At 35.3% G+C, this 16,885-nt stretch carries 19 protein-coding genes; 10 read left to right on the forward strand and 9 right to left on the reverse strand.

Going from position 1 to position 16,885, the window contains the following annotated elements; translation table 11 throughout:
• Nucleotides 1–9: 9 nt before the first annotated feature.
• The 5 genes from G6534_RS10950 to G6534_RS10970 all read right to left on the reverse strand — a co-directional run bounded on the left by G6534_RS10950 (nt 10) and on the right by G6534_RS10970 (nt 5,442).
• Nucleotides 10–1,035: an ABC transporter permease gene (locus tag G6534_RS10950; RefSeq protein ID WP_182082847.1), complete on the reverse strand. Its 1,026-nt coding sequence runs from the start codon at nt 1,033–1,035 to the stop codon at nt 10–12.
• Nucleotides 1,035–1,967: an oligopeptide ABC transporter permease gene (opp3b, locus tag G6534_RS10955; protein WP_010019019.1), complete on the reverse strand. Its 933-nt coding sequence runs from the start codon at nt 1,965–1,967 to the stop codon at nt 1,035–1,037. The genes G6534_RS10950 and opp3b overlap by 1 nt, the downstream gene beginning before the upstream one ends.
• Before the next feature lie 23 nt (nt 1,968–1,990).
• Nucleotides 1,991–3,628, reverse strand: coding sequence for a peptide ABC transporter substrate-binding protein (locus G6534_RS10960; protein ID WP_059074802.1), 1,638 nt, complete (start codon nt 3,626–3,628; stop codon nt 1,991–1,993).
• Between the two features lie 140 nt (nt 3,629–3,768).
• Nucleotides 3,769–5,061: a GTPase HflX gene (hflX, locus tag G6534_RS10965; protein WP_182082848.1), complete on the reverse strand. Its 1,293-nt coding sequence runs from the start codon at nt 5,059–5,061 to the stop codon at nt 3,769–3,771.
• Between the two features lie 174 nt (nt 5,062–5,235).
• Nucleotides 5,236–5,442 (reverse strand): hypothetical protein, encoded by a 207-nt coding sequence (locus G6534_RS10970; RefSeq protein ID WP_182082849.1) that lies wholly within the window; start codon nt 5,440–5,442, stop codon nt 5,236–5,238.
• Nucleotides 5,443–5,558: 116 nt separating this feature from the next.
• Here G6534_RS10970 and G6534_RS10975 point away from each other — a divergent pair, with 116 nt between their 5' ends.
• Entirely contained in the window at nt 5,559–5,909 is a 351-nt protein-coding gene (locus tag G6534_RS10975; protein WP_182082850.1) for a hypothetical protein, read from the forward strand.
• 15 nt (nt 5,910–5,924) lie between these two features.
• Here G6534_RS10975 and G6534_RS10980 read toward each other — a convergent pair whose 3' ends face one another.
• On the reverse strand, nt 5,925–6,512 hold the full coding sequence (locus G6534_RS10980) for a hypothetical protein (protein ID WP_182082851.1): 588 nt from the start codon (nt 6,510–6,512) through the stop codon (nt 5,925–5,927).
• 193 nt (nt 6,513–6,705) lie between these two features.
• Here G6534_RS10980 and G6534_RS10985 point away from each other — a divergent pair, with 193 nt between their 5' ends.
• From G6534_RS10985 to G6534_RS11015, 7 genes are all read left to right on the forward strand, one after another.
• The gene (locus tag G6534_RS10985; protein WP_182082852.1) at nt 6,706–7,080 is read left to right on the forward strand and encodes a GntR family transcriptional regulator; all 375 of its coding nucleotides are present in this window, start codon (nt 6,706–6,708) and stop codon (nt 7,078–7,080) included.
• Nucleotides 7,073–7,813 (forward strand): ATP-binding cassette domain-containing protein, encoded by a 741-nt coding sequence (locus G6534_RS10990; RefSeq protein ID WP_182082853.1) that lies wholly within the window; start codon nt 7,073–7,075, stop codon nt 7,811–7,813. Before G6534_RS10985 ends, G6534_RS10990 begins: the two co-directional genes overlap by 8 nt.
• On the forward strand, nt 7,806–8,555 hold the full coding sequence (locus tag G6534_RS10995; protein ID WP_182082854.1) for a hypothetical protein: 750 nt from the start codon (nt 7,806–7,808) through the stop codon (nt 8,553–8,555). Before G6534_RS10990 ends, G6534_RS10995 begins: the two co-directional genes overlap by 8 nt.
• 15 nt (nt 8,556–8,570) lie before the next feature.
• A complete protein-coding gene (locus G6534_RS11000) occupies nt 8,571–9,284 on the forward strand; it encodes an ATP-binding cassette domain-containing protein (RefSeq protein ID WP_182082855.1) in 714 nt (237 codons plus the stop codon).
• Nucleotides 9,277–10,050 (forward strand): hypothetical protein, encoded by a 774-nt coding sequence (locus tag G6534_RS11005; RefSeq protein WP_182082856.1) that lies wholly within the window; start codon nt 9,277–9,279, stop codon nt 10,048–10,050. The genes G6534_RS11000 and G6534_RS11005 overlap by 8 nt, the downstream gene beginning before the upstream one ends.
• A 497-nt stretch (nt 10,051–10,547) precedes the next feature.
• Entirely contained in the window at nt 10,548–10,733 is a 186-nt protein-coding gene (locus G6534_RS11010; protein ID WP_057811927.1) for a hypothetical protein, read from the forward strand.
• 56 nt (nt 10,734–10,789) lie between these two features.
• Nucleotides 10,790–11,359 carry a hypothetical protein gene (locus tag G6534_RS11015; RefSeq protein ID WP_059074791.1) on the forward strand — a complete coding sequence of 190 codons (570 nt, stop codon included), beginning with the start codon at nt 10,790–10,792 and terminating at the stop codon, nt 11,357–11,359.
• Between the two features lie 38 nt (nt 11,360–11,397).
• Here G6534_RS11015 and G6534_RS11020 read toward each other — a convergent pair whose 3' ends face one another.
• A complete protein-coding gene (locus G6534_RS11020) occupies nt 11,398–12,420 on the reverse strand; it encodes a lipoate--protein ligase (RefSeq protein WP_182082857.1) in 1,023 nt (340 codons plus the stop codon).
• A gap of 155 nt (nt 12,421–12,575) precedes the next feature.
• Here G6534_RS11020 and G6534_RS11025 point away from each other — a divergent pair, with 155 nt between their 5' ends.
• The gene (locus G6534_RS11025) at nt 12,576–13,232 is read left to right on the forward strand and encodes a histidine phosphatase family protein (RefSeq protein WP_059073767.1); all 657 of its coding nucleotides are present in this window, start codon (nt 12,576–12,578) and stop codon (nt 13,230–13,232) included.
• Between the two features lie 116 nt (nt 13,233–13,348).
• Nucleotides 13,349–14,218 (forward strand): aldo/keto reductase, encoded by an 870-nt coding sequence (locus tag G6534_RS11030; protein WP_059073768.1) that lies wholly within the window; start codon nt 13,349–13,351, stop codon nt 14,216–14,218.
• A 42-nt stretch (nt 14,219–14,260) separates the two neighbouring features.
• Here G6534_RS11030 and G6534_RS11035 read toward each other — a convergent pair whose 3' ends face one another.
• The gene (locus G6534_RS11035; protein WP_182082858.1) at nt 14,261–15,193 is read right to left on the reverse strand and encodes a DHH family phosphoesterase; all 933 of its coding nucleotides are present in this window, start codon (nt 15,191–15,193) and stop codon (nt 14,261–14,263) included.
• Between the two features lie 80 nt (nt 15,194–15,273).
• A complete protein-coding gene (locus G6534_RS11040; RefSeq protein WP_059073870.1) occupies nt 15,274–16,713 on the reverse strand; it encodes an APC family permease in 1,440 nt (479 codons plus the stop codon).
• Nucleotides 16,714–16,885 lie beyond the last annotated feature (172 nt).

Below are 16,885 nucleotides of genomic sequence, written 5' to 3' on the forward strand. Positions count from 1 at the left end.
TCTCCTTAGTTAATGATCAGATGATTGTGGGTCAAAGGCATCACGTAGACCATCACCAAGAAGGTTAGTGGCAATCATGATAATACTCAAGATAATAGCTGGAGCCCACATTTGATAAGGTAAGAATCTGAAGGCTTTTTGACCATCTGATAAAAGTGTACCTAATGATGCATTTGGTGCAGGAATACCAATACCAATGAAACTTAGGAAAGCTTCAAAGAAAATGGCATTCGGAATTGTAAACATTGTTTGAATAATAATTGTTGAGGATAGGTTAGGAATCAAGTGCTTTGTAGCAATCTTAGTTGATGATTCACCAAGCGTTCTAGCAGCTAAGATATATTCTTGCTCCTTTAACTGGAAGGTCTGAGCACGCACCAGACGCGCCATTGTAACCCAACCAGTAATCGCAATCGCAATAACGATAGATGTTAGACCTGGTTTTAAAACGATCATCATCAAGATAACAACGATCAAGTTAGGAATTGATGAAACAATTTCAACGATACGTTGCATGAATGTATCAGTTTTGCCACCTTTCCAACCAGAAACGATACCATAAGGTACCCCGATTAGAAGGTCAACTAATGTAGCAAGAACGGCAACGACTAGTGAAAGTCTAGTACCGTAGATGATTCTTGAAAGAAGATCACGGCCAAGGTAATCAGTACCTAGAAGATAGAAAGAATCTTTAGGAGCACCAGCTTGCTTATAAGCATCGACCATGTGACCACCCATGTTTTGATAACCATTGAATCCTGGGATGTTCAATTGACCTAGTTTAGGAGGCAAGTTAGACATAGTAACTTGTTGAGCATTAGGATTATGTGGCGCGATGATTGGGGCAAAGACAGAGATTACAACGATAATTGATAACAATGTCAAGCAGACAACAGCGACTTTGTTTTTGAACAGACGACGGCGAACATCTTGCATATAAGTTAGTGAAGGAGTACCAAGCTTTTCTTGTTCTTTGTTGTTATCATCATGAACTAATTTAAATTTTTCCTTAGGAATTTGAGGAATTTGTTCCATTATTCTTTACCTCCGTTTCCTAGTCTAATTCTTGGATCGATTAGTCCATAAAGGATATCGACGATCAAGTAAACTATGATTAATAAGAATGAATAGAAGATTGTAAGACCCATGATAGTAGGGTAGTCATTTGTAGTAATTGATTTAACGAATTGTTCACCAATACCAGGAATTGAGAAGATGTTCTCAACAACCATGGAACCAGTCATAACAGAAACTGCCATTGGACCGATGATAGTAACAACTGGGATCAATGAATTACGTAGAGCGTGTTTTGTAACAACTTTCCAGTTAGAGTTACCTTTTGATTTGGCTAATTCGATATAGTCACTACTCAAAACGTCCACCATTTCAGTTCTCATGAAACGAGCAACAGTACCTAATGGCAATGCAGCTAGAGCAATTGTTGGAAGGACACTTGATTGGAAGTTGTCCCATAGAGCAACTGGGTAAATCTTCCACTTGTAGGCTAGGTAGAACTGAAGTAAAACGGCTAAAACGAAAGATGGAATTGATAGACCAAGAATTGAAACGAATGTTGCAAGTGTATCAACCCATGTGTTTTTACGAATAGCGGCAACGGCACCAAGTAGGATACCGAAGATAGTACCAACGATCATAGCTTGAGCACCAATTTGCATTGATGGAGCAAGTCTTTGACCGATTAATAATGTAACGGGTTCATTGTTGAATTGGAAGGAAGTACCAAGATTTCCTTGTAATAACCCACCGAGATAACGAACATATTGAACAAATACTGATTGATCCAATCCATATTGGGCTTTAACGATCTTCAATTGTTCCGCGGACATACGGTTCTGGTTAGAGAACGGTGTACCAGGAAGCATCTTCATCAGGAAGAAAGTTATTGTCGCAATAATGAAGAGGGTCAAGAATAAATAAAAAATTCTTCTGAGAATATATTTAGTCATTATTTAATCTCCCTCACCTTTAGTTATTTTTTGTAGACAGTGACAAGGTTGTAACTACCATTTGGTGTCATACGGTAATTCTTGACGTTAGTTCTAGTCAAGTTGGCTTGATATGATTGATACAAAGGAACGACCCCTTCGTCATCGGCTAAAATCTTAGCTGCTTGAAGAAGGTCTTGCCATCTAGCATCTTCATCAGTAGCATCAGTTGTCTTAGATCTGTCGATCAATTCATCGTATTCTTTATTAGAATATTTACCATTATTTTGTGAGTTGGTTGTTGTGAATAGATCCAAGAATGTAACAGGATCTGGATAATCGGCATTCCAACCAGTAACAACGATATCGAATTGACCATTAGTTGATTTATCTAGACGTGACTTAAATGGAACGTTTTGAAGTGTGATCTTCAATCCAGGTAAGTTCTTTTCTAGTTGACCTTGAAGGTATTCGTTTTGTTTCTTAGCACCATCAGTATCATCACCTAGAAGGGTAAAGCTGAGATCTTTTTGACCGGTTTCTTTAATACCTTCCTTCCAAAGTTTCTTAGCTTCGGTTGGATTGTATTCAGTGTATTTATTTGAAGATTGAAGCATCTTTTCTTTAGTAAAGTCGACCTTAGTTGTAGGGTTGTATGACATACCTACTGGAACCATTGTGTGTTCAATACCACCAGTTTTACCAAGAACGTTGTTAGTTAATTGATTACGATTGATAGACATTGAGATAGCTTGTCTGATCTTAGGATTCTTAAAGAATTTGTATTTCTTTTGGTTAAATTCAAGATAGAAGTTACCTGTTTGTTTATCCATTGAGAATGTCTTGTAGTTTGAAACTTGACGAGCAGTGTCGCCACCAAGTTTTTCTAGACGGTTGATACGGTTAGTATCGTAAAGATTCAAACCAGTATTAGCATCCTTAACAACGTAATACTTTACTTTCTTTAATTTAACGGCTTTAGCATTCCAATATGAGTTGTTCTTAACTTCAGTCCAACTGTTACTTGAAACAGACCAGTTAACTAGTTTGAAAGGTCCATTGAAGACCATTCCTTTACTCTTCAAACCATATTGTTTACCAGCTTTTTCTACTGCTGGTTTGTATTGTGGGTAGAAAGTAGAACTAGCCATCAAAGTATTAAAGTATGGGATGGCATCTTCCAAAGTAACTTGAAGAGTGTATTTATCCAAAGCTTTGATACCTAATGAATTTACAGGTTTCTTACCAGCACTGATCTTATCAGCGTTTTTAATACCGGTATAAATATAGGCATATTGTGAAGCAGTCTTTGGATCAACGGTTCTTCTCCATGCATAAACGAAATCGTTAGCAGTTACGGGTTTGCCGTTTGACCACTTAGTATGTCTTAGATGGAAAGTATAGACCTTACCACCATCAGTAGGTTTAACGACTTTCTTAGCTATGGCAGGTTGTAATTCTTTACCATCATATCTGTAAAGACCTTCCATAGTGTTAGTTAAATTTTGAGCTCCGATAACATCGGTGTTCATAGATGAATCCATTGTTGCAATAACATCACTAGAACTGATTGAGAGGGTATCTTTGCTATCTTTTTCAGCGGAAGAACCACAGCCACTCAGAACTAATGCGAATAGAAATATCGGTAACAATGCAAGTAAATACTTCTTCTTGAATTTCATTGTTTAACCTCCCTAAAGTAATTATTCTTAGAATAAACTAATGAATATTAAAACACAATGCCCTTAATTAGAAAAATTCTAATGTTTATAAAATAATAATACATTATGGACAAAAATGCAAAAAAAAACAGAGAAATCTGTTATTCAGACATCTCTGTTTTGATATATTTATTAAACTTTTCTAATTCTGTGGGACTTAAATTAGCAGTAATCAAAGAACCATCATTCGTGAACTCTTTTTTGAGTACTTGGGAGTTTTGTAAAATTTCTTCTGTAATCTTTTGGTCGCTGTAAGGTACTAGTAAATCGGCCTTTTGATAATTATTGAAGATTTTTAATTTAATCAAATCGACTAATTTTTCGATCGATTCTTTATCAAGGGCTGAATAATAGATATTATCACCCTCAATAGTAGGGAATTGTTGACCTTTTTTTAGATCAGCTTTGTTGAAAGCATAAATCATTGGCTTATCAGTTACGCCAATCTCTTTTAAAGTTTTTTCCGTAACATCGATCATGTTCTTCCAATGCTCATCGCTGACATCAATAACTTGAATCAAAAGGTCAGCTGCTTGGGCTTCTTTCAAAGTAGTCTTGAAAGATTCAACTAAGTTGTGAGGTAGCTTGCTAACAAAGCCAACTGTATCGGAAAGTAGAAAACTTGTATTGTCTTCCAAGTCGATTCGTCTAACGCTAGTATCCAAAGTGGCAAAAAGCATATTTTTTTCAAAAACTTTGCGGTCTTGGGAGTCTTCTTTGTTAAAATTCAACAATCCATTCATTGTCGTTGATTTACCAGCATTCGTATAACCAACTAGAGAAACTAATGGTAAAGAAGTATTAGTTCGACGTCTACTTTGAACATTAATTGTCTTATCGACCGTTTTAAGTTCGTTACGTAGAGCGGTGATTCGTTTTCTGATAACTCGACGATCAAGTTCTAGTTTTGATTCACCAGCACCACGGTTAGCCAAACCACCGGAAGCGGATTGTTGATCCAAAGGATTACCTGATGGATGAATTCTTGGCAACTGATATTGGAGTTTAGCAATTTCAACTTGCAGCTTAGCTTGTTTAGTTTGAGCTCTAGTCGAGAAAACTTGTAAAATCAATTCGGTTCGATCCATGAAACTTAATTTAGTTTCTTTTTCAAGGTTACGGATTTGTGAAGGTGTCAATTCGTCATTTAAAACGACAATTTGTACATCGTCCGCATTGGCAATTTCTTTGATCTCGTGAACTTTACCAGAACCAAAGTAAGTAGCCCCACTGACAGTATCGGCATTTTGGATAATTGTATCGGCAACTTCCATATTATTGGCTTCGACTAATGAAGCTAGTTCTTGCATCGTATATTCAAAATCAGCTTGTAAGTGGCTGACTCCGGCAACGATGACACGTGTCTTTTCAAAAGTTAAGTTAGATTCTTTCATGTTTCCTCCTGGTGGCACTAATTACCCCAGGGTAACAATGCCATTTTTTTATAAATTATTTGCAATGATATTAATTTTTGTACTCATGATGAAATACCATCCTTTCAGTAAACTGTTTAAATAATAACATGGAAGACATTTTGAAGCTATATAATAGGTAGAAATAGCTTTTTATTACATTAAAGGATTGCGGTCATTTTCTTTCTTGGGTTTTGGTTTGTGGAATAAACTGAGTAGGAAGAATACTATTGCGGCAATGATGAAGATAGCATCGATTAAGAGCCAAGTTGACTCGGTTGAATGATCGATGAAAATAATGCCAACTACTAACATGGCAACACCGTACCAGAAATTGATTGTCTTATAAAATTGTTTATTCATGATTTCTCCTGATAATTAATAAAATGTATACGTTTTATTATACACCAGACAATCGTACAAAAATGGTATCTATTCTAGGCAAAATCAGTTATATTAATATACGGGTGAAAATACAAATGGATAATTCAAAACAAAAATTATTGCTGTCGTTATTAGTTGAGTTCGAGAAGTCTTTTAGCAAGCAAATTAATGAATCAGTAATTAATCAAGAAATTGAGCAGTTAGTAACTGACTCAGTTCAAGAACTTTCCAATAAACAATATCGTGGTTCACTCTTTGACAAGCGAGTTAACGAATTGATTAAATCCGTCAACCATGCTAAAAATGATGAACATTTAATTTTTAATGATTATTCGAGACGTCTCTGGGAACAAATTTCTCAGATTTCTCAACGAACGACTAGTTTCGAGACGGCCTATTCTTTAATAGATATTCTTAATTCAAAAAATGCTTCCCTACGATTGTAGGAGAAGCATTTTTTGTTATTCACTAATGAATTTTAGATTTTCTTCTGACAAATTAACTTTTGAAGGTTTGAATTCGTTTAAAAATAATCTTAATTTAGCGAGGGTAGTCTGTGGATGTGTGAAATAGTCTTTAGAAATATCCAAATTGATCTTAGTTTTATCATCTAGGATGATTTGGATTTTGACAGGACTGTTGATCATCAGAAATAATCCATACATTAAACTACCTTCTTCAGCTGCAATGAATTGAGCGGTTAAATTAGTGTAAGTTGGCGGTAAACCAGTAATGGTTATTTCTTTGATTTTGGCCTTATCGATTACTTTCATCGGTAATTTGGCGGGCGATATCATGGCAATGATGCGATTCATAGTTTTGGTTATATCGCTATAACGAATAAATTCCGAACTGGACTCCCAATAATTGAAGATAGTCGGTAGAAAAAGAAGATAATGTCCAAGAAACATAACACTAAACATGATGATTCCAACTTCGACACCAAGAATTAATGAAATATTGGAGCCAAATAAAATCCCAACTGTTAGTCCCGTTAATAAGCTCAAACCTAGCGGTCGGTAGTTGACTTTTTTTCCAAATTTTAACATGATACATCATTCTTTCTTATGTATCCATTCCCAATTTAATTGTTAATATAACATGCTTTTTATCAAATGTTATAAATGTGTCGTGGACGAATTGTACTAAAAAATAAATATGAGCAATCGACATCAATCGGTTGCTTTTTTATTTGCTCTGTTATACTGTATTAGTGTACTAGAACAGTAAGAAGGTGAAGAGATGGAATATATCGACAGCATACCAATTTATTTACAGATCAAGGATATTTTGTATCGCAAGATCGTCAGTAATGAGTATGAACTTGGATCACAGCTTCCTTCTGTTAGACAGTTGGCAGTTCAATTTTCTGCAAATACTAATACCGTTCAAAAATCGCTTAAAGAGATGATGGAAGAAAAAATCATTACTCCACAGCGTGGTAAAGGTAATTTTGTAACTGAGGATGAACAGATAGTGAACAAACTAAGAAATCACATTGTTAATGAAATGTTTGATGCAACATATGATAAATTGCATTCATTAAATATGAACGACCAAGAAATCATTGATAGCTTTAAAAACTATGTCAAACAAAAGGATGAGGACGATGAGTAAGGTACTAGAAATTAAAGATCTTCGATATAAGAAGAATCACAAAATAATTTTAGACAAGGTCAATTTAAGTCTAGACAACGGGAAAATTGTCGGCCTACTCGGAGCTAATGGAGCAGGTAAAACGACTTTGATGCGCTTGATAGTTGGACTGAACTCTAGGACATCCGGTCAGATTACCGTTGCGGGAATTGACAGTAAAGAAGCCATCAAATCTTGTGTCAGCACAACTTATTCACTCAAGAGTGCTTTTAAAGATATTTTTGCTGGAAGTTGGTTTGAACGCAATCGTATCAAAGATATTGTTAAATTTTATCAGACCGTTTACCCTGATTTTTCCATGGAAAAATATCAAGAGATGGCTGATTTTCTAGCTATTAATAATCGAAAAAATCTAAAGAATTTATCAACCGGTGAGACTGAAAAATTAACGATTGCATTAACTTTAGCACGTCAAGTTCCACTTTATTTATTGGATGAACCTCTGAATGGAATTGACATTATAACACGTAAAAAGATTATTAAGAGCATTATTCAATGGAAAAATGATGATGCCACAATGATAATTAGTTCTCATTATGTTAAAGAAATTGCTGCTTTGTTGGATGACGTGATTATTATCAAGAATCAAACCGTTTATGAAGTAGATTCAGTTGAAGAAATTCAAGCAAAGTATCACTTGGGTATTGAAGCTTACTATGAAGAAGTTTACGAAGGGGGTACAGACGATGAGTAGTATTAGTCGAGTTAATAAAAATTTGTTTCGTCAACGTGGAAAGATAATTTCATTGATATTGGGTTTTCACGCATTAGCTCTACTATTAATGATTCTTTATAAGAAAATCTTCAATATTACTGATTCCACGAGTTTAACTGGTGGCGTTTTTATAGCCGTGATTATCGGTGTAGTCTTTTTGGTAATGTCAGTCATTAATATTTGTGACAGCAGCAAGTATCGGTTGATTCCTATTAGTGACAAAGGACTTTATTTCAGCAATTTTTTATCAGCCTTTTTCGTCGTAATTTATTTACTAGTCGGGGAGGCAATTGTCTATTTTGTTGCTTATGCGATTTTTCCAAATCCATATGACCAAATTATGATTAAAGATTTCAGTGCCGGCCAGTATTGGTTCAAATTTGAAGTAGTTATAGCAATTGTTTTAGGGATCATGTTGATTTTAGTTGGTAGTGTTGTAATTCGGTTATTAGTTTCTCTAGTAGGAGATTTTTTACCAATTAAAAAACAAACTTTTGCGACAGTGATTTTAACTTTAATTGTGATTTGGGGCGTTATGGTGGCGTTCAATGCTATTACTGCCAACACTTTGATCCTTTTAGGTGTAAGAGAAGTTACTACTAGTTTCAGTAGTGTCGTGAGAATGCTCAATATGAGTTTGTTCATACTATTAATTTGGAATATTGTTTTAACATTTTTGAATTTATATCTATTAAATAGATGGTCAGAAGCAACTAAGTAAAAAGGAGGAGATAAAATGGCAGAATTACTTAAAATAAACAATTTAACGTACAAGAAAAACTATAAGACTATTTTAGACAACATCAATTTATCAATTGTCAGTGGCAAAATTATCGGACTCCTGGGAGAAAACGGAGCTGGTAAAACCACTTTAATGAGACTGATTGCAGGAGTTAATTCCATCAAAGAAGGCGTTATAACGGTATGCGGTAAAACTAAGAAAGCCGATATCAAGAAAAATGTCAGTTTGAGTGATGAATTAGGTGGCTTCGGTCGCAATACCAAAGTCAGTGAAATAGTTAGCTTTTATCAGAACGTTTATCCTGATTTTTCAATGGAAAAGTATCAAGAAATTGCTCAGTATTTGGAGCTGGATGAGTCAAAACGATTGTCGAGTCTTTCAACCGGAACACTTGGCAAGTTAGTGATTGCTTTAGCTTTAGCACGAGATACGAAATTGTACTTGTTGGATGAACCGATGAGTGGCATCGACAGTATGTCCCGTAAGAAAATCGTCAGCAGTATTATTCGTTGGAAATCGGATGATTCTACAATCATTATCAGTGATCATTACGTGACAGAAATAGCTAGTTTGTTGGATGACATCGTAATTATTAAGGACAAGACGGTTTATGAAATGCGTTCAGTCGAATCGATTCAAGAGAAGTATCATTTGGGTGTCGAAGAGTATTACGAAAAAGTCTACGAAGGGGGTCTACCTAATGAATGATTTCGCTAGTTTGAGTAAAAGCTTGATTCGTGAAAAGTGGCGATTGATGAATTGGATCGTCGGAATCGATATTTTAGCTTTAATTGTTTTGTTTATTATGCAACTAATCTCTAGTGGCTCTAATACTACGCTTGATTTCTTCTTTCAAACTTTTGTTGTTAGTGTGACAATCGTCAATTTTGTCAGTTTCATTATGCTGTCGCGCAAAAATGAACACGTATTTACAAGTAATAACTATCGCTTGATACCAGTTACCGATACGACTTTATACATCAGTAATTTATTTACTACTTTTGTAGCGTTTGTCTATTTACAAATTTTGGAAGCAATTATTGCAGCTATTTTATATGCAATCGGCAATTTTGGAAATATCGGGTCTGGTGATTTTTCAGGCTCGACTTCAGGAATGGGACTATTGTTTGGAGCAGTAGTTTTTATGATTTTAGTGACTTTAGTAACGTGGAGCGGAATTACTTTAATCCATTTTCTAATTAGTTGGATCAAGGGTTTTCTACCATTTAAATCACAAAAATTCGTAACTTTTATTCTCTATCTAATAGTGATCTGGGCTGCATCGGTGGTTTTTGATGTTGCAACAGGTTACGTTTATCGATTGATTTATACAACAGGATACATGGGAGCACAGACGCTTTCACAATTTAGTAATGCTATTTGGATAACTTCAGGAATTATGTTCATTTGGCTAGTAATCTTTAGTTTTATCAATATTTATTTAATGAAACGTTGGGTAGAAACAATCCGTTAATAACAACAGATATCGTTTAATTCCGCTTAGTGATAAAAAGCTATTATTCAGTGATTTTCTAACATCTTTGATTGCTTATATCCTTTATCGTTATAGCGATTGTGCTTATCGACTTATATTTGTTAGAAAATTTATCAGAGACAACTCGTTCATGATGAAAAATTGCTGGTTCAGGATAAACTTGGCATGAAAAAATAATTTTCAATTAAACTAAAAGTAAAGACGGAGTAAAGAAGGGATTGTGTGAGCTTCAATCGAGATTTTTACAAAGTAAAATATTTTTGGATCGGCATTTTAGGATTATCTTTTCTGCTGAAATTTCCTTGGGAAGATGTCTGTAGTATAAAAGGTATCGCATTCTTAATTATTGTCGTAACTGGACTGGTTTCGGTAGTGAGTTCAGTATTTAACTTTTCTAAATATTTTTCTTAGAGAATCAAACCTTTTTCTTTTACTCAATAGTGGCATATCATTGAGTTAAAGGTGGTGCGCTTATAATGACTGAATTAATTGGAATAATCGTAATTATTATGGGGATTTATCAAATTTATGTTGGTCGGAAAACTTACTACAACATCAAAGAAAAAGTAAAGAACCCTCAACCATACGTATTTATGGGTGTCTACTTCTCCTTGATCATGGGGATAATCTTTCTGGTCGTAGGAGCGTTTCTGATTAAGTAAGCGCTATATACTAAAAAATGGTATTCTTAAGGGAATGAAATTTTTCGAGGTATATTATGAATTTAGAATTTGGACGAAAAGTCAGTTACAAACCGTTATTAGTCATTGTGGCGGTCAGTTTGATAATTGGGATTTTTATTTATACTTTTTCTAACAGTATTATGATTGCTGGAGCGTTTACGATTTTATGTTTAATCATTGGACCATTTTTGTACTCCATCAATCTCAATGACAATTACGGCTATTGGGAAGTCACTGATAAGGGAATTTACTTTTACGATTACAGTACGTTGGATCGCAAGTTATCGGCCATTATTGTGCCGGCCAAAACTAACCAAGAATTTTTGGAATTTTCTAAAATTGCCAAGATTTCACTAGTCAGTGGCGAAGGAATCAAGGTTCCTGATAATATTGTCGGTGGAGTATTTTTTAACGTTTACGCACCACAAAAATTATTAATCAATTTAGCGACACCATTTTATATTGAATTAAAAACAACAGATGGATTTGAAATTACCTTGGACTTGTCGATGGATGCTACAGAAGATGAAAAAATCGAACAAGCCTTGAAACAAATCACTTCTAAATCGGGACAAGATGTAGAGTTACTGGAACAAACTGTATAAAAAAGCTATTCAGTTACGAAAACTGAATAGCTTTTTTCTTACGATAATAATAAATCTATTAGTGGTTCGGGTTCGATATCACCGAGATTGTTCTTCAAATCAACTTTCGATAGAGCTTCAACTAAAGCTGATTTTTCAAATTTAGTTCCAAGTAAGGCTTTTTCAATCAAACTGACATCGCCACCGGTAATGAAGTCGCCGTAAATTTTAATAGCAGAGATTTTTTCATCTTTGAGTGAGAAATTGAAGGCAACTGTTCCGATATCGAAGTGTTTGGAAACATAATTAGTGAAACCAGGGTTCTTGCCGTAATTCCAAGCATCAGTATCGTATTTGTCTTTCAAACGGGAGTCGATGATATCCCAATCGTGATCAGTTAATTTGTAAGTCTTGATGTCGGATAATTTGTCGACTTTGAAAATATGTTTTAATAATTCGTCTTTGAATTGAACCGGATCCATACTGCGATAAGGTTCGTCTAAGTAAGATTTGATGTTAGTGATACGCTTGTTGACGGATTTAACACCCTTTGATTCAAGCTTATCCTTTTCAGGTGTCAAAACTTTACTGGCAGTGTCCATATCGAGGTCAAACATCAAGGTTCCACCGGCTGCAAAGGAATCGCCGACTTTGAACATAGTCATACCGGAGAATTTTTTGCCGTCGATGACGATATCGTTACGACCATGCATTTGTGCATCAGTAGCGCCCATTGCATGTAGGGCATCGAGAATTGGTTTAGCGAAGTAGTCATATTCACCGAAATGTTCATCGTTACCGATAACGATATTTTCGAAGATGAAGTTGCCATAATCGTGGTAGACAGCACCTCCACCGGAAGTTCTTCTGACTAGTTGAATATTCTTTTCCTTGAGATAAGGGAAGTTGACTTCAGCGTAGGCATTTTGATGGACACCAATGATAACAGAAGGGTTATTTACGTACAAAATCAGACCGTGTCCGGGTAGTCGCAAGTCGTTGACTAAATAATTATCTAATGATTGATTCACAATGGCATTGTAAACTGGTTTGCCATTTCTTGAGGTATCAATAAAAAACATTTTCTTCACTCCTTCTTTTTTATACTCTCATTGTAAGCCTTTACTTATAATAGAAGAAAGTTGATTAGGCAGATAAATTTTAGAAAATTGAGTTTTATCGGTTGCAAGATTACAATAGTTCCTAAAGTAAACGTTTTTATTAAGGGAGTGATCGATTGGATATTTACTTTATACGTAGTGGTGAAACTTTTTTCAATTATTTAGACAAAATGCAAGGTTGGTCGGATACTCCTTTAACTGATAATGGTCACAAAGATTCTTATCAAATGGGACGGACCTTGATTAATTTAGGTGAAACTTCAGAGAATATTTATTGTAGTGATATGAATCGTTCAGTCCAAACAGTAACGGAATTGAACAATGGGCTAAAAGCTGCTGGTGGCAAAGTTTTGAATATGATTACAATGCCAGAATTGCGTGAACAATTTTATGGTAGTTTTGAAGGACAATCTAAAAAAGAAGTTTATAAGAAAATTGCTGGTAAAACGGTTGAAGAAACTTTAGACGAAATGAATGCTAACCAAATGCAGGATAAGCTATCAAAAATCGATCCTAAACATTTAGCTGAAAATAGCAAGGAATTTTGGGATCGTTTTGGTAAGGGTATCGAAAAAATATTGGCAGTCGAAACTAAACCAGTGATTGTAGTAACGCACAGTGCAATTTTGACGGCAATGGTCAATATGAATGCGCCATTTTTGTTAAGCCAAGTAGAATCAGACAATTTGTCGCTAACTAAAGTTCATTTTGATGGTAAGAAATTTGAACCAAAAATTGTTTATTATAATGAAAAAGTTGAGCAAGATTTGTAAAGCAGTCATTAAAGGGCTGTTTTTTTTGTACAGTTCAAATGTTTGTTTAACTTATAAAAAAGGCTTAGGGTTTATATTGCAATGGGATACTAATCTCCTTGTGGAAGGTTGATTTAATGGTAAAAAATAGCGTTGAAAATGCAGGAAAATTTGAATTCGATAAGGATTTTGTCGTTAACCGTTTAGGATACGGGACGATGCAATTGACAGGCAAGGGTGTTTGGGGTGCTTATAAAGATCCTCAACAAGCCGTTGATTTAATTAAGAATGCTTTTGATTTGGGCGTTAATTTTGTTGATACAGCCGATTCCTATGGACCTTGGGAAGCTGATACTTATTTAGCTCAAGCTTTAAAGGAATATCCTGATTCTGATAAAATCTTTATTTCTGATAAAGTAGGACAAGTTCGGACTGGTCCTAATGAATGGATACCACTAGGTAGACCTGAATTTTTACGTCAAGAAGTGGAATTGTCTCTACGTAAATTTGGTCGTGACCATGAAGATTTGTTGTTCTTGCACAGAATTGATTCACAAGTTCCGATTGAGGATCAAGTTGGCGAATTAAAGAAAATGCAAGACGAGGGTAAAATCAAGCATATTGGAATTAGTCAAGTAACGCTCGATGAACTAAAGGCTGCTCAAAAGATAGCTAAGATTGATGCAGTTGAAAATATGTATAATGTTGGTCACCATAAAGGCGACGATGCAATTGTTGATTATACTAAAGAACAAAAAATGGCCTTCTTGCCATGGTTCCCATTGGATACAGGTCATTTAGCAAAGGATGATGGTCCTTTGGCAGATATCGCTAAGAAATACAATGCTAGTCCTGCTCAAATAGCTCTAGCTTGGTTGTTGAAACGTTCTGACAATATCATTCCAATTCCTGGAACAAGCTCATTAGCTCATCTAAAGGATAATTTGGAATCAGCAGATGTTTCACTAAGTGATGCTGACTTTGAAAAATTATCATCATTAGAATAGTAAATAAAAAACGCAAAAACCGACTTTGGTTTTTGCGTTTTTCTATTTATTTAAGTTATCCATATCTTGAATTAAAGCTTTGACTTCATCCATACTACCGACATAAACGCCACTAGCTAAGGGATGACCACCGCCACCAAATTTTTCAGCTACACCGTTGATAGAAACATTCTTTGAACGAAGATTAACTCTAAAACGGTTGAGATCTTTTTCACTGACGACGATCCAATTATTGACGTTTTTGATGCGTCCAATTAAAGGAACAACGTGGTCTAATTCACCATCGTCTAGATTGAATTTTTCCAATTCGTCTTTTCTGATAATGATATAACCGAATCCGGAATCAGTTACTTGGAAATTGTCTAGAATGTAGGCTTCCAAACGTGCTACTCGCATCGACATTTCATCTTCATGCAAACTTATTTCCGAAATATTGATACCAGTTTTGGCTAATTTAGCAGCCACTTCTAATGTTTTATAAGTTGTTCCAGCATATAAGAAGCGATTTGTATCACCAACCATGCCGGCATAAAGATTATAGGCAGCTGATTTGGAAATTTTAAGATTGGCGACTTTTTCAGTTAATTCATAAATCATTTCAGCACAACTGGCTGAGGTGTCGTCGACCCAATTGATATCACCAAAGGCATCAACATTAGGATGGTGGTCGATTTTAATGATTTTGTCAGCTTTTTTGTAATCACCATTGTTATCAATTCGTCTAGCATTGGCTGTATCAACGGCAATAACAAGTGAATTTTGATAAGTTTCACTGTCAACCTGCTGCATTTTGCCAATCCAGTCGAGAACGGACAAATCAATTCCAGCAGTATAAATATTTTTCTGAGGATAAGCTTCTCTCAGAATATTCGCTAGGGCTGTTTGTGACCCGACGGCATCTGGATCTGGATTTTGATGTCTGAGAATAATAATCGTATCGTAATGCTCGATATTTTTCATAATTTCATCAATCATAATAACTCTCCTCAGAATATATATTTATTTATAACACTACCAAATTAACCTTTATCGACTGAATAAGTCAATTAGAAACTCTAGTTAAGTTCTTTATTTCTTTGGTATCTAGCAATCAATGGCAAGATGATACCAATAGCAATCATAATCAGCGGTTCAATGATATTTAAAGTTAAAACATGTGTCCAAGCTGAAGTTCCCGGTGTTTCATCAGTTGGGAAGATACCCAAAGTGGCTGCTCCGAAAGTGATGGCAAAACACCAAGCACCAACTAAGATAGCCAAATGCTTGTTTTTAATGTAAACAAAATCAGACTGGAAGCGGTCCTCGTGTAATCTAACTAAGATAAAGGAACTAAATAGGAAACAAGTCGTATATGGTGAAACGATACCATTTAGATTTAACAACTGATTGAAAATTGAATTCATATTTGGCAAAGTAGCACTCAAAACCATGATAAGCGTACAAATACCAGTCGTTAACCAGTAACCGTTGATAGGTAGACCACGTTTATCTAATTTTGTTAGACCTTTTGGTAAATATTCCTTAGCTGTATCGGATAGGAACATTCTTGTACCAGCGTCCAACAACACAGCTAGTTGAGCCATCATATAAAGTGCTTGCGTTAAAGCAAATAGATATAGGAAGAATTGTCCCATACCGAATTCTTGTCCCATGTATTGGAAAGCATAGTAAGAACCGTTCATCTTCAAATCATTTGGTAAGTGGTGAGCATTGAAGAAGACACCTAGAGCAAATGAACCTAAAACAGTTAAGAAACCAGTCATAATGGCTAGCATCCACATAGCTTTAGGAAAGTCACGTTTACCATTTTTCATTTCGGTAACGTATGGAGCTGCAAATTCAGAACCATTCATTGCAAAAATAACTAATCCGAAAGTGGATAAGTAGTGCATATCGAACTTAGGAATAAATGACTTCAAAGTAAATGGTTGAGTATGTGGCATATTACCTTGTCCAAGATAAGCAATCATCATGACTACATAAAGGATTGACACGATGAACATAGCACCACCACCGATGATACTCAAAATCTGTAGTGAATTTCTTAAATGATGTTGAATAAAAATAAAGATCGTAAAAATAACAGCTGTCAATAAGGCGAACATTGAATTGCTCATCTTATCTGACATGGAACCATTACCGTTGATCAACCAACCAAATGAAATCAAAGTTGAATTGGCAACATCAACGATATAAGGCAAACTGGATACCCAAACAGTCCAGGCACAAATATAACCCCAAAGGTTACCACCAGTGGCACGGACCCAAGAAGTGACCCCGCCACCTTCTTCATCAAAAGTTGAACCTAGATGACCGACCATCATCTCATAAGGAACAACAAATAAAAATAACATTAAAATCCAAGTAAAAACAATTCCCAAACCTTGGTTATGGAAGTTGTAGACAATATCATCGAAACCAATAACGGTAACGAAGTCCATTAAAGCAACAACAGGCCAGCTAATGTATGACTTTTTCGAGTCTAATTCTGGCATTTTCTTCCCCATTGGAAATACACCCCTTTTTTGTGATTCTTTCTTAAATTGGATTAGTGTAGGATTCCGTCCTCCATAGCAAAGAAAATTTGGCTGGAACGTAGTGGGCACGATTTTGAGCTTTTACAAAGTACGCAAAATCTCAAAACTCGGCCTTATTCTAAGCAACAAG

Source organism: Companilactobacillus pabuli, from assembly GCF_014058425.1.
In the GTDB taxonomy this organism is placed as follows: Bacteria; Bacillota; Bacilli; order Lactobacillales; family Lactobacillaceae; genus Companilactobacillus; species Companilactobacillus pabuli.